This is a genomic window from Micromonospora saelicesensis (assembly GCF_900091575.1).
Lineage (GTDB): Bacteria > Actinomycetota > Actinomycetes > Mycobacteriales > Micromonosporaceae > Micromonospora > Micromonospora saelicesensis.
On sequence record NZ_FMCR01000006.1, the window covers coordinates 237,125 to 250,067 of the forward strand.

At 71.0% G+C, this 12,943-nt stretch carries 12 protein-coding genes; 6 read left to right on the plus strand and 6 right to left on the minus strand.

The genetic code is table 11. The annotated features are described in order from the left end of the window. Window positions 1–107: 107 nt before the first annotated feature. Window positions 108–734, plus strand: a complete 627-nt coding sequence (locus GA0070561_RS25080; RefSeq protein WP_091405944.1) for a TetR/AcrR family transcriptional regulator — start codon at window positions 108–110, stop codon at window positions 732–734. A gap of 8 nt (window positions 735–742) precedes the next feature. Here the strand turns inward: GA0070561_RS25080 and GA0070561_RS25085 are convergent, their stop codons facing one another. From GA0070561_RS25085 to GA0070561_RS25100, 4 genes are all read right to left on the minus strand, one after another. Beyond that, entirely contained in the window at window positions 743–3,124 is a 2,382-nt protein-coding gene (locus GA0070561_RS25085) for an ATP-binding cassette domain-containing protein (protein ID WP_091405946.1), read from the minus strand. Between the two features lie 29 nt (window positions 3,125–3,153). Then, complete coding sequence (locus GA0070561_RS25090) at window positions 3,154–3,564, minus strand: VOC family protein (protein WP_181541458.1); 411 nt, start codon at window positions 3,562–3,564, stop codon at window positions 3,154–3,156. Window positions 3,565–3,569: 5 nt separating this feature from the next. Then, window positions 3,570–4,019, minus strand: coding sequence for a helix-turn-helix transcriptional regulator (locus tag GA0070561_RS25095; RefSeq protein WP_091405951.1), 450 nt, complete (start codon window positions 4,017–4,019; stop codon window positions 3,570–3,572). Window positions 4,020–4,123: 104 nt separating this feature from the next. Further along, entirely contained in the window at window positions 4,124–5,083 is a 960-nt protein-coding gene (locus GA0070561_RS25100; protein ID WP_091405953.1) for a DNA polymerase domain-containing protein, read from the minus strand. Between the two features lie 223 nt (window positions 5,084–5,306). Between GA0070561_RS25100 and GA0070561_RS25105 the strand changes: the two genes are divergently transcribed. Continuing rightward, window positions 5,307–6,245, plus strand: coding sequence for a GNAT family N-acetyltransferase (locus GA0070561_RS25105; RefSeq protein ID WP_091405955.1), 939 nt, complete (start codon window positions 5,307–5,309; stop codon window positions 6,243–6,245). Between the two features lie 167 nt (window positions 6,246–6,412). Here GA0070561_RS25105 and GA0070561_RS25110 read toward each other — a convergent pair whose 3' ends face one another. Continuing rightward, entirely contained in the window at window positions 6,413–7,897 is a 1,485-nt protein-coding gene (locus GA0070561_RS25110) for an MFS transporter (RefSeq protein ID WP_091405959.1), read from the minus strand. A 74-nt stretch (window positions 7,898–7,971) separates the two neighbouring features. Between GA0070561_RS25110 and GA0070561_RS25115 the strand changes: the two genes are divergently transcribed. The 3 genes from GA0070561_RS25115 to GA0070561_RS25125 all read left to right on the plus strand — a co-directional run bounded on the left by GA0070561_RS25115 (window position 7,972) and on the right by GA0070561_RS25125 (window position 11,297). After that, the gene (locus GA0070561_RS25115) at window positions 7,972–8,406 is read left to right on the plus strand and encodes a winged helix-turn-helix transcriptional regulator (protein WP_244166425.1); all 435 of its coding nucleotides are present in this window, start codon (window positions 7,972–7,974) and stop codon (window positions 8,404–8,406) included. A gap of 102 nt (window positions 8,407–8,508) precedes the next feature. Next, window positions 8,509–9,096: a TetR/AcrR family transcriptional regulator gene (locus tag GA0070561_RS25120; protein WP_091406480.1), complete on the plus strand. Its 588-nt coding sequence runs from the start codon at window positions 8,509–8,511 to the stop codon at window positions 9,094–9,096. Continuing rightward, the gene (locus GA0070561_RS25125) at window positions 9,096–11,297 is read left to right on the plus strand and encodes an MMPL family transporter (protein ID WP_091405961.1); all 2,202 of its coding nucleotides are present in this window, start codon (window positions 9,096–9,098) and stop codon (window positions 11,295–11,297) included. Before GA0070561_RS25120 ends, GA0070561_RS25125 begins: the two co-directional genes overlap by 1 nt. Window positions 11,298–11,349: 52 nt before the next feature. Here the strand turns inward: GA0070561_RS25125 and GA0070561_RS25130 are convergent, their stop codons facing one another. Then, window positions 11,350–12,606: an erythromycin esterase family protein gene (locus GA0070561_RS25130; RefSeq protein ID WP_091405962.1), complete on the minus strand. Its 1,257-nt coding sequence runs from the start codon at window positions 12,604–12,606 to the stop codon at window positions 11,350–11,352. 128 nt (window positions 12,607–12,734) lie between these two features. Here GA0070561_RS25130 and GA0070561_RS25135 point away from each other — a divergent pair, with 128 nt between their 5' ends. Beyond that, the gene (locus GA0070561_RS25135) at window positions 12,735–12,926 is read left to right on the plus strand and encodes a DUF2795 domain-containing protein (RefSeq protein WP_091405965.1); all 192 of its coding nucleotides are present in this window, start codon (window positions 12,735–12,737) and stop codon (window positions 12,924–12,926) included. The last annotated feature ends 17 nt before the right edge of the window (window positions 12,927–12,943 follow it).

The following is a 12,943-nucleotide window of genomic DNA, read 5'->3' on the forward strand; positions in this document are numbered from 1 at the left end:
GTTTGTACGCCAGTTGACTTACAAACTGTAGGCGGCGGATGCCGGGACCGGGAATCCGGCTAGGTTGACCTGAGTCACATCCAGGCGAGGACACGAGGGGGCCGGTCATGAGGCGGTCCGAGGCGGCACGCACCGCGCTGCTGGACGCGGCCGAGCGGCTGTTCGCCGAGTCGGGAGTCGCCGAGGTCTCCGACCGCAGGGTGGCCGAGGCGGCTGGCAACACCAACCACTCGGCGGTGCGCTACTACTTCGGCGGGCGCGAGGGCCTGCTGAAGGCGCTGATGGCCCGCCACGTGCACGAGGTGGCGCAGGCACGCGTCGGCATGCCCCCGACCGACGACTCCGTCCTCGGCGACATCCGCGGTCTCGTGGAGCCGAGCATGCGGGTTCTCGACCAGCTACCGCGCCCGAGCTGGCGGGCCCGGTTCCTGGAACACATGCTGCACAACCCCGCCACTTTGCCGATCATGCGGGAAGCCCAGGACACCACGCCACAGGCACTGGAGCTGCGCGAGTCACTGGCCGCGCGGCTACGGCACCTCGACCCGGAGGTGGTTGCCGGCCGGGCGCTCCTGATCACCCGCATCGTCAGCACCACGACGGCCGAGGTCGAGGCACGCGCCGAACGCAGCGGCGAAGACCCGCGATGGCCAGAGGTCGGCGACTTCCTCGTCGACGCCATCACCGGAATGCTCAGCGCCCCCATCAGCCGGCCACGCCGAGCGGAGAGCTGATCGCCGGCTCACCTGCCGACGTACGCCGCCAGGTGCTCGCCGGTGAGGGTGGAGCGACCGGCGACGAGGTCGGCCGGGGTGCCCTCGAAGACGATCCGGCCTCCGTCGTGGCCGGCGCCGGGACCGAGGTCGATGATCCAGTCGGCGTGCGCCATGACCGCCTGGTGGTGCTCGATGACGATCACCGACTTGCCGGCGTCGACCAGGCGGTCGAGCAGGCCGAGCAGTTGCTCCACGTCGGCCAGGTGCAGGCCGGTGGTCGGCTCGTCGAGGACGTAGACGCCGCCCTTCTCAGCCATGTGGGTGGCCAGCTTGAGCCGCTGCCGCTCGCCGCCGGAGAGAGTCGTGAGCGGCTGCCCCAGGCTGAGATAGCCGAGCCCGACGTCGGCGAGCCGGTCGAGGATGGCGTGCGCTGCCGGCGTACGCGCCTCGCCGGCGCCGAAGAACTTCTCGGCCTCCGTCACCGACATCGCGAGCACCTCGCTGATGTCGCGGCCGCCGAAGCGGTATTCCAGCACCGATGCCTGGAACCGCTTGCCCTCGCAGTCCTCGCAGGGGGCGGCGACGCCCGCCATCATCCCCAGGTCGGTGTAGATGACGCCAGCACCGTTGCAGCTCGGGCAGGCACCCTCGGAGTTGGCGCTGAACAGCGCCGGCTTCACCCCGTTGGCCTTCGCGAACGCCTTGCGGATCGGGTCGAGCAACCCGGTGTACGTAGCCGGGTTGCTGCGCCGTGAGCCGCGGATCGCGCCCTGGTCGATCGAGACCACGCCCGCGCCGGCCGGAATCGAGGAGTGCACGAGCGAACTCTTGCCGGAGCCGGCGACGCCGGTCACGACGACGAGCACCCCGAGGGGTACGTCGACGTTCACGTCCTGGAGGTTGTTGGCCGTCGCGCCCCGGATCTCCAGCTTGCCGGTGGGCGTCCGCACCGTCTCCTTGAGGGCCGCCCGGTCGTCGAGGTGGCGGCCGGTGATGGTGCCGCTGGCCCGCAGACCTTCCACTGTTCCCTCGTAGCAGACGGTCCCGCCCTCCGTACCCGCGCCGGGCCCGAGGTCGACGACGTGGTCGGCGATGGCGATGGCCTCCGGCTTGTGCTCCACGACCAGCACGGTGTTGCCCTTGTCGCGCAACTGGAGCAGCAGCTCGTTCATCCGTTGGATGTCGTGCGGGTGCAGCCCGATCGTCGGCTCGTCGAAGACGTAGGTGACGTCGGTGAGCGAGGAGCCGAGGTGGCGGATCATCTTGGTGCGCTGCGCCTCACCGCCGGAGAGGGTGCCCGACGGTCGATCGAGCGACAGGTAGCCCAGCCCGATCTCCTCGAACGAGTCGAGGAGGTGTTGCAGGCCGGCCAGCAACGGGGCCACCGACGGCTCTTCGATCCCACGCACCCAGGCGGCCAGGTCGCTGATCTGCATCGCGCACGCGTCGGCGATGTTCTTGCCCTTGATCTTCGACGACCGGGCCTCCTTGCTGAGCCGGGTGCCGGCACACTCGGGGCAGGTCGTGAAGGTCACCGCGCGCTCCACGAAGGCGCGGATGTGCGGCTGCAACGCGTCGATGTCCTTGGCCAGGAAGGACTTCTGGATCGACGGGATCAGGCCCGCGTACGTCAGGTTGATCCCGTCGATTTTGATCTTGGTTGGCTCCCGGTGGAGCAGGTCGTGCAGCTCCCGCTTGTTGAACTTGGCGATCGGCTTGTCCGGGTCGAAGTAGCCGCAGCCCCGGAAGATCCGGCCGTACCAGCCCTCCATGCTGTAACCCGGGATGGTGATCGCGCCCTCGTTGAGCGAGAGGTTGTCGTCGTAGAGCGCCGACAGGTCGATGTCGGTCACCGCACCCATGCCCTCGCACCGCGGGCACATGCCACCGAGACGGTTGAAGGTCGCCTTCTCGGTCTTCGTCTTGCCGGCGCCGCGATCGACGGTGATCGCCCCGGTCGCCTTCACCGAGGGAACATTGAAGGAGTACGCGTTGGGCGAGCCGATGTGCGGCTGCCCGAGCCGGCTGAACAGGATGCGCAGCATCGCGTTGGCGTCGGTGGCGGTGCCGACGGTGGAGCGGGAGTTGGCACCCATCCGCTCCTGGTCCACGATGATCGCCGTGGTCAGGCCATCCAGCAGGTCGACCTCGGGCCGCGCCAACGTCGGCATGAAGCCCTGCACGAAGGCGCTGTAGGTCTCGTTGATCATCCGCTGCGACTCGGCCGCGATGGTGCCGAACACCAGCGAACTCTTGCCGGAGCCGGAGACGCCGGTGAACACCGTCAGTCGCCGCTTCGGGATCTCGACGCTGACGTCCTTGAGGTTGTTCACCCGCGCGCCCTGGACCCGGATCAGGTCGTGGCTGTCGGCGACGTGCGGCGCGGACGGCTGGATGGCCGTGCTCATCGTGACTCCATCTGTCGGGCGCGCAGGACTCAGCGCACTTCCTGGATGCGGACCATGTTGCCCGCCGGGTCTCGGAAGGCACAGTCGCGCACGCCGTACGGCTGCTCGGTCGGCTCCTGGACGACCTCGGCGTCGCTCGCCTCCAACTTGGCGAAGGTGGCGTCGAGGTCGGTGGTGGCGAGGTTGACGCCGAAGTAGCTGCCCTTGGCCATCAGCTCAAGGATGGTCTGCCGCTCGTCGTCGGTGATGCCGGGGTTGGCGGCCGGCGGGTGCAGGACGATGGCGGTGCTGGGCTGGCCGGGCGGCCCGACCGTGATCCACCGCATCCCCTCGTACCCGACGTCGAGGCGGACCTCGAAGCCGAGGATGTCGCGGTAGAAGACCAGCGAGGCCTCCGAATCGGTGTGCGGGAGGAAACTCGAGTGAATGGTGATGTCCATGCTGGTCACGCTAGTTGCGGCTCGGTGGCCCGCGCTTCTCGATTCCTGACCGGTCTGGTCACCTGCTTCGCCACGCACGACGGCATCCCCGCCGTCGCCTGAGCCGCCTGCCGCCGGTAGACGCTGGGCGGCACACCGACCAGCTCGGTGAAGCGGGTGCTGAAGGTGCCCAACGACGAACAACCGACAGCGAAACAGACGTCGGTGACGCTCAGGTCGCCACGGCGCAACAGGGTCATCGCCCGCTCGATCCGTCGGGTCATCAGGTAGCTGTACGGAGATTCGCCATAGGCGAGCCGGAACTCGCGGCTGAGGTGCCCGGCCGACATGTGCGCGCCACGGGCGAGCGCCTCGACGTCCAACGGCTGCGCGTACTCCCGGTCGATCCGGTCGCGGACCCGGCGCAGCCGCGCCAGGTCGGCCAGTCGCTGGGTCGCGTCGGCTCTGCTGCTCACCTGCGAAATCGTGCCACAACCCACCGACAATCGGCCGCCCGCCGGGCGGGAGCGGGGTCGATCCGGGGCCGAGCACGGGGCCGAGCCGGGGGCCGACGCGCCGGTCAGCCGGCCTCGCGGCGGGCGCGGGCCCGGCGCTTCCCCTCGTGCATGGCCTGCACCCGGGCCACCGGGATGGTCCGGCCCTCGGCGACGAGGTCGGCGGGGAGCGACTGCGGGGCCGGCATCAGCGCGGCCCACGGGTCGCCGTCGGCGAGCAGTGCGGGCGCGGTCCGGATGGTGAAGTCGGCGGGGGTCACCTCGGTCAGGTCGGCCCAGTCGACCGGGAACGAGACCGGCATCCCCGGGCGCAGGCGAGGGCTGTACGCGGCGGCCACTGTCGCCCCGCCCGCCCGGGTGGCGTCCACGAAGACCCGGCCACCCCGGTCCTCCTTGATGTACGCCGTGGTGGCCAGCGCCGGGTCGAGCCGCTCGGCGCGGACGGCGAGCGCCCGGGTGGCGGCGGCCAACTCCTCGGCCGTTGGTTCGTCGGTCACCGGGACGAAGACGTGCACGCCCTTGGCGCCGCTGGTCTTGACGGCACCGGCCAGGCCGGCATCGGCGAGCGCCTGACGGACCAGCAGGGCGGCGTCGACCGCCGCGCGGAACCCGTCGCCGTCCGGCGGGTCCAGGTCGAGGATCAGGTGGGTCGGGCGGTGCAGATCCGCCACGGTGGCCAGCGTCGGGTGGTACTCCACCGCCCGCTGGTTGGCGAACCAGAGCAGGGTGCGGCGGTCGTCGCAGAGGGCGTACGAGATCTCCCGATGCGACGCCTCCGCCCAGACCGGCGCCCGGCGGACCCAGTCCGGTGTGTAGCGGGGCAGGTTCTTCTGCATGAACGGCGGCTGGCCGGGGCGGACCCTGATCACCGACAGCGGCCGGCCCCGCAGCTGCGGGAGGAGCCGGTCCCGGACCGCGTCGAGGTAGTCGACCAGGTCACGCTTCGTCGCGTCATCGCGGTCGGACAGCGGCTGGTCCAGGTTGGTCAGGGCCACGCCGTCCCGGGTCTCGTCGGCCTCCCTCACCCGACCACCCTCCCGGCCCCGCTGCCGTCGGTCAACTGGACGCGGCGCTTCGGTACGGATCTGTTCCGGCCGGGTACCAGGCAACCTGCTCAGCGCCACCAGCAACCACCGGCCATCCCGAAGACCAGCATCGCCGGGAACACGTCGACGAGGTAGGTGCCGTCGGTGGGCAGCCAGCAAGAATTGCCTTGCTCTGCCATTTCCATTTGTGATCAGGTGCCCAATGAGATGCTTTCCCGCTACTGCGGACTCCACCGCCCTGGACCGTGCCGCCGCGTACCCGGCCGACGGTCCCATCACCGCCCTGACCGCTGAGAAGATCCGCGAGGAGCTCGGTGCCAACCAGTTCCGCCCGGAATGGGTCTGGCTTGCCGAGGACGAGAACGGGTACGTCCTTGCCCGTGCACTCTGGTGGGGTCGTGCCGACAGCGAGCGCCCCATAGCGCTCGATTGCCTCCAGGTCCGTTCCACCGTTGCCGATCCGGTCGCCGTCGCCACCAGGCTCCTTGACGCCGCGCATGCCGCCTTCGGCGCGCGGCCGCTGTACAACCTCTCCCTCCCAACGGACTGGAGCAGCCGACCGGAACTGAGCGAGGCAGTGGCCTGGCGTCGCGAGGCGGGACTGCGCACAGGGCTGAGCCGGGAGATTCAGCGCCTGCGCTACGAGTGGACTCCGGCGGCGGGACTGCCCGGGGCCGGCGGTCGGCTGACGTTCCGCGAGGGCAGCGACGAGGAGTTCCTGGAGGCCTTCGTCCGGGTGTCGGGCGACAGCCTCGACGAGGCCACCCGTGACGAGCTGCGCAGAAAGAGCGCCAGGCAGCTGGCCGAGGAGGACATGAAGTTCTACCTCGACTGCCCGGGTGAGCGCTCCTGGTGGAGGCTTGCGGAGCTGCCCGACGGCACTCTCGCCGGCCTGGCCGTCCCGTCAGCGACCCCGTACAACCGCAACGTCGGGTATCTCGGTGTCGTACCCGAGCAGCGCGGCAAGGGACTGATCGACGAGATCCTCGCCGAGATCACCCGCTTCCACGCGACCGAACGCGCCGAGCGCATCACCGCGACGACGGACACTACGAACATCCCGATGGCCGCCGCCTTCGACCGCGCCAACTACGAGGTGACGGAGATCCGTATGGTTCTGGAGGCGTCGGGGGCCGCATGACGTGCCGACGGGAACGGCGTTCCACCACCACGAACCGCAATTCGTCATTAGCCCCGTCAGCGGCAGGACAAGGGATGACGCCGCCGGTGTCGTCCCCCTGCCTTGCTTCGTCCCAGTCGGTAGCCGAGGCGTTGCTGGACGTGTTCCACTCGCGGCGGCGCCGTCGGTCAACCGGACGCGGCGCTCGGGTACGTATCGGTTTCGGCGCCCACCGTGGCCGGCCCCGACGGGTCAGTGTCCGGCCCGGCGTGGACTGGGCGTCGGGGCAGTGCCGTCACGGCGACAAGTGACGCGGTGACCACCAGGGCGGCGGCCACGGCGAACGCGGTCCGGTAGCCGCCGGCCAGCGCGGCGGTCTCGGCCCAGCCTGCGGCCCGCAGCCCGTCGCTGCGCGTGGCGGCCAGGGTGGCCAGCGCGGCCAGGCCGACCGCGCCGCCGACCTGTTGGGTGGTGTTGGCCAGGCCGGAGGCGAGCCCGGCGTCGGCGTCGGTCGCGCCGGCCATCGCCAGTGTGGTGACCGCCGGCAGGGTCAGGCCGCCGGCCACCCCGAAGATCAACATCGCGGGGAGTACGTCCGCGACGTAGGCGCCGTCGGCGGGCAGCCGGGCGAGCAGGAGGAAGCCGACGATGGCCAGGCCGAGCCCGCCCAGCAGAACCATCCGGGCACCGAAGCGGGCGATCAGCCGACCGGCCAGGCCGAGCGAGACAACGGCGATCACGACCGGGGTGGGCAGGAAGGCCCAGCCGGTCGCGGCGGCGTCCAACCCCAGCACCAGTTGCAGCTCCACGGCGAGTAGGAACTGGAACCCGAAGTACGCGCAGACCATGAGGAACTGCACGGCGTTCGCCGCCACCAGACCCGGGACGCGCAGCACCCGGGACGGCACCAGCGGGGCCGCCGCCACGCGTTGGCGCAGCGCGAACCCGCCGAGCAGCAGCGCCGCGAGGGCCACCGCGCCGAGCGTCCGAGGGCTGGTCCAGCCGTGCTCTCCCGTTCCGACGATGCCCAACACGGCGGCCATCAGACCGGCGGTGGCGAGCAGCGCGCCGGGCAGGTCCAGGCCGGCGCGCAGGCCGATCCCTCGTTCGGCCGGGAGCCGGCGGACGGCAGCGATGAGGATGGCCGCCCCGATCGGCACGTTGACCAGGAAGATCGTCCGCCACCCGGCGGCCTGGGTGAGCACCCCTCCGGCGACTGTGCCGACCGACGCACCGGCCGCGCCGGTGAAGCTGAAGACGGCGATGGCGCGGGCCCGCTCGGCCGCTTCGGGGTAGAGCCGGACGATCATGCCGAGGCTGACCGCCATGGCCAACGCGCCGCCGATGCCCTGCCCGAACCGCGCGCCCACCAGCAGGGCTGGCCCGGTGGCGACCGCGCAGGCCAGCGAGGCCACTGTGAACAGCGCGACGCCGGCCAGGAAGACCCTGCGCCGGCCCAGCAGGTCACCGAGCCGGCCGGCGAGCAGCAGCAGCCCGCCGAACGCGACCAGGTAGGCGTTCACCACCCAGGCCAGGCCGGCGGCGCTGAAGCCCAGGTCGCGTTGGATGGCGGGCAGCGCCACCGCGACGACGGTGCCGTCCAGGATGATCATCAGGCTGCCGGCGCAGAGCACCAGCAACGCCGGCCAACGGGATGGGACGACACGCTCCATGGAACCCTCCTTGGTGCACGGTTTGTTACCGAGGTCATCGTCTGTGACCATGAACCGGAGCGGAAGGAGGCACTTTGATGTCCCAGAGGAACAGCGATGTGTCCGCGCTGGTCGCGGCCGAGCTGACCTGCGCGGCCGAGAACGTGCCGTTCACCCCCGGTCAGGCCCGGGCGTGCACCGTCCGCGAGGTGCTCGACCGGGTCGGCGGCAAGTGGAGCATCGGCATCCTGGTGGCCGCCTCGCACGGGCCGGTGCGCTTCACCGAACTGGAGCGGCACATCGAGGGCATCAGCCGCCGGATGCTCACGCTCACGCTGCGCAACCTGGAACGGGACGGCCTGCTGCACCGCACGGTCTACCCGACCGTCCCGCCCAAGGTCGAATACACCGCCACCCCGATGGCGCTGGAGCTCTACGAGTCGCTGGTCGCGCTGACCAGCTGGGCCGAGCGGCACCGCCGGGCCATCGCCGAGGCGCGGACCAGGTACGACGCCCAGCACGCCGGTTAAACCGGCCAGGGGTGTGGTGAACGCCACCGCTTTCATCTGACCGATCGGTCAGGGTCTGACCGATCGGTCAGGCATGCTGGTCTGCGGGAGGTGGACCAGCGCATGGTCAGAGCGGTACCAGACACGCACGGTGAGATCCTCGCCGCGGCGGCGCGGCAGTTCACGGTGACCGGCTACCGGGGCACCTCCCTGCAGGACATCGCCCGTGAGGTCGGCTGCTCCAAGGCCACCGTGCTCTACCACTTCGCCAACAAGGAAGCCCTGCTCGCCGAGCTGATGGCCCCTGCGATCGAGGTGCTCCGCAGCCTCGACGAGCAGCTCACCGGCCTGACCGGAGCGGCCGCCCAGGAGGTCGCCGCACAGGGCTTCGTCGACCTCGCGGTCCGGTTCCGGCAGGAGATCGCGGTACTGCGCGGTGAGTTCCCGGAGCTGCTGTGCCAGCCGGCCTTCGCGCACATCCAGGAGATCTCCGACCGGCTGCGCGACGCGTTGGCCGGGCACTCCGACCGGCCGGGCGCCCGGATCGCCGCGCTGGTGCTGCTCGCCGGCATCTCCGAGGCGTGCGGCGAGTTCGCCGACATCACCGACGACGACCTGCGTTCCGCCCTGCTCACCCTCGTCCGACGGGCCGTCGAACCCGTCGACGCACTTCCGCCCCAACAACCCACGACCGAGGACAAGGACTCCTGATGGCCACCCTGCTCTACCGGCTCGGCCGGGGCGCGTTGCGCCGGCGACGGCTCGTCGTCGCGCTCTGGCTCGTCGTACTCGTCGTCGCCGGCCTGGCCGCGGCGACCCTGCGCGGCCCGACGGCGAGCAACTTCACCATGCCCGGCACCGAGAGCCAGCGCGCGCTCGACCTGCTGGCCGACCAGTTCCCCGCGGCCAGCGGCGCCACCGGCACCATCGCGGTCAAGGCGCCCGCCGACGGCCAACTGGCCACCCCGCAGGGTCAGGCAGTGGTGCAGGAGCTCGTCCAGCAGGCGTCGGCACTGCCCGGCGTGGTCGGCGCGGTCAACCCGCTACAGGTCGGCGCGGTCTCACCCAACGGCCGGTACGCGCTGGTCCAGGTGCAGTTCGCCACCGGCGGCGACGAGGTGACCGACGAGCAGCGCACCGCGTACGAGGAGGTCGGCGCAGCGGCCAAGGCGCAGGGCTGGCAGGTCGCACCCGGCGGTGAGGTGCTCGGCGGCGAGCCGGAGATCGGCTCCACCGAGGCGCTCGGCGTCCTGGTCGCCGCGATCGTCCTGATCATCACGTTCGGCTCCCTGGTCGCCGCCGGAATGACCATGCTCAACGCGCTGATCGGCGTGGGCGTCGGCATGGCCGGCCTGTTCGCGCTGAGCGGTGTCATCGAGTTGACCAGCACCGCGCCGATCCTGGCGCTGATGCTCGGCCTCGCCGTCGGCATCGACTACTCGTTGTTCATCACCTCCCGGCACCGACAGAACCTGCTCGAAGGCCTGTCCCCGGAGGAGGCGGTCGGCCGCGCGGTGGGTACCGCCGGCTCCGCTGTCGTCTTCGCGGGCGCCACGGTGGTCATCGCCCTCGCCGGCCTGGCCGTGGTGAACATTCCGTTCCTCACCGTGATGGGTCTCGCCGCCGCCGGTACGGTCACCATCGCCGTGCTCGTGGCGATCACCCTCCAGCCCGCACTGCTCGGCTTCGCCGGCAACCGGGTGCTCCCGCGCCGGCTGCGCTCCACGGTCGACTCCGCCGCGCCAGGTGAGCCGGTGGGCGAAGAGACGCTGCCGGTCGAGGACCGCTCCGGGTTCGGCTTCCGCTGGGCGCGGTTCGTCACCCGCTTCCGGGTGCCGGTCATCCTGGTCTCGCTGCTCGGCCTGGGGCTGCTCGCGCTGCCCACGCCGGACATGCGGCTGGCCCTGCCGGACGCCAGCACGGCGACGGTGGGCTCCCCGGCCCGGGTGGCGAGCGACCTCACCACCGAGGGCTTCGGTCCCGGCTTCACCGGCCGCCTCGCGGTGGTCGTGGCGGGCGACGACGCGCAGGCGACCGCGGCCGCGGTGCCGCAGGTGACCGCGATGATCCAGCGCACCGAGAACGTCGTCGCGGTGGCGCCACCGCAGCTGAGTCCGGACGGTCGGACCGCCCTGCTCGGAGTGGTGCCGAAGACCGGCCCGACCGACGAGGCCACCGAGACCCTGGTGCACGACGTCCGCGACGCGGTCGGCGGCGTCAAGGGCGCCGAGGTGCTGCTCACCGGCGCCACCGCGATCGGGATCGACGTCTCGGAGAAGCTCTCCGACGCGCTGCCGATCTACCTGCTGCTGGTCGTCGGGCTCTCGGTGCTGCTGCTGATGCTGGTGTTCCGCTCGCTGCTGGTGCCGCTCAAGGCGGCGTTGGGCTTCCTGCTCACCGTGGCCGCCACGTTCGGCATCACGGTGGCGATCTTCCAGCAGGGCCACCTCGCCGACCTGGTCGGCCTGGACACCCCGGCCCCGCTGGTCAGCTTCCTGCCCATCCTGCTGATCGGCATCCTGTTCGGCCTGGCCATGGACTACGAGGTGTTCCTGGTCTCCCGGATGCGGGAGGACTTCGTGCACGGCGAGACCGCGCGTGAGGCCACGATCAGCGGCATGGGCCACGGTGCCCGGGTGGTCACCGCCGCCGCGCTGATCATGATGTCCGTCTTCGGCGGCTTCGTGTTCCTCGACGACCCGATCATCAAGTCGATGGGCTTCGCGCTCGCCATCGGCGTGGCAATCGACGCGTTCGTGGTCCGGATGACCATCGTCCCGGCGGTGATGTCGCTGCTCGGCGACCGTGCCTGGTGGCTCCCCCGCTGGCTCAACCGCGCCCTGCCCAACGTGGACATCGAGGGCGAGGGCCTGCGCGAACACCTGGAGGACCGCACCCCGACGCACGTCTGATCCACCTGACAGCGGAGGTGTGGTGCCCGGCGGGCACCACACCTCCGCTGCGTCAGACGCCCGCCGGGTAGGTCTCCATCTCGCCGGGGGCCGCCGGCACCGGTAGCGGGTGCAGGGCTGTGGTGTCGTCGCACCAGATGAAGGCGTCATAGCGGTCGCCGAGCCGGGTGGGCACGTAGTTGCCCCAGGACTCGAACGACGGGTCGTAGACGACCCCGATCGCCCGGTGGTCCACGGTCTCGGTGACCCAGCCTGGCTGGTCGTCGCCGCCGAAGATCAGCACCGCCCGCTCCGGCATCAGCTCGTGCAACCGCCGCTCGATCGAGCCCTCCCGTGCCGGGGGCACCACCATCGCCTCGGGCGGCGAACCCCAGCGGGGTGCGGCGATCACCGTGCCCCGGTAGCTGCCGAAGCCGACCAGGGCGACCGCGTCCTCGCCGTGCCGCTCCCGGGCCAACTGGCCAATGTTGATCATCCCATCGGCGGCCATGTCGGTGGCCCGCGCATCCCCGACGTGCGTGTTGTGCGCCCAGACGATGCCCCGGGCGTCGGGACCGTAGCGGTCCAGCAGCCGGTCCAGGGTGTCCTGCATGTGGGTGTCGCGGATGTTCCACGAGTCCGGCCCGCCGGCCACCATCGCCCGGTAGTACCGCTCGGCGCCGGCCACCACCTCCGCGTTCTGCCAGGCCGAGAAGCGGTCCGGGCCGTCGGAGAGGGCGTGTTCGCGGGTCCGGGCGAGCAACCGGACGACCTCCTCCTCGCACCGGGCGGAGACGAACCGGCTGGCCGCGCCGTACTCCTCGACCCTCTTGCCGTACGGCTCGAAACACCGGTACGCGTCCTGCGCCGCCTCCAGCGACTTCGGGTCCTCCTCCCCCAGGTAGTCGAAGATCGCCTGCATCGACTCCCAGAGGCTGTACACGTCGAGGCCGTGGAACCCGGCCCGTTGCTCCTCCGGCCGCTCCACGTTCCAGGCCCGCAACCAGCTGGCGAAACGGGCCACCTCGGCATTGGCCCACATCCAGGTCGGCCATCGCTCAAACTGGTTGAGTGCGACCTGCGGTTCGAGCGCGCCGCCCGGCGCGGCCGTCACCGAACGGTGCACCCGGTCGCAGTCGGGCCAGTCACCCTCCACCGCGACGAAGGAGAAACCGCACTCCGCGATCAACCGGCGGGTGAGCTGCTCGCGCAAACGGTAGTAGTCGTAACTGCCGTGGGTGGATTCACCGATCATCACCACCCTGGCGTTCCGAACGCGCTCCAGCAACGGGTCGAAATCGCTCGGCGCGCCGAGCCGCTGAACCAGCATGCCAGCGGCTACCCGGCCGCCGTTGCGGCAAACCGTGCGCACGTCGCGGGCCGACACGCCGGCCGCCAGGCCGTCGTGGGCCCCAACCAAGCCGGTGTACGACCACCGCGAGCGGGTAGCCGGCCGACATGACCGTCACCGGGGTTCAGTTGCAGGAGTACCTCGCCGGGCTCGACTACCCGGTCTCCCGCGAGGACCTGATCCGCTGGGGTCAGGAGAACGGGGCGAGCACTGCGATGTTGCAGATGCTCCAGGCCCTGCCACCCGAGCAGTTCAACTCCCCCGACGAGCTCAACGCCGCCCTCTCCACCCCCACCTGAACCCAACCCACCCCCGG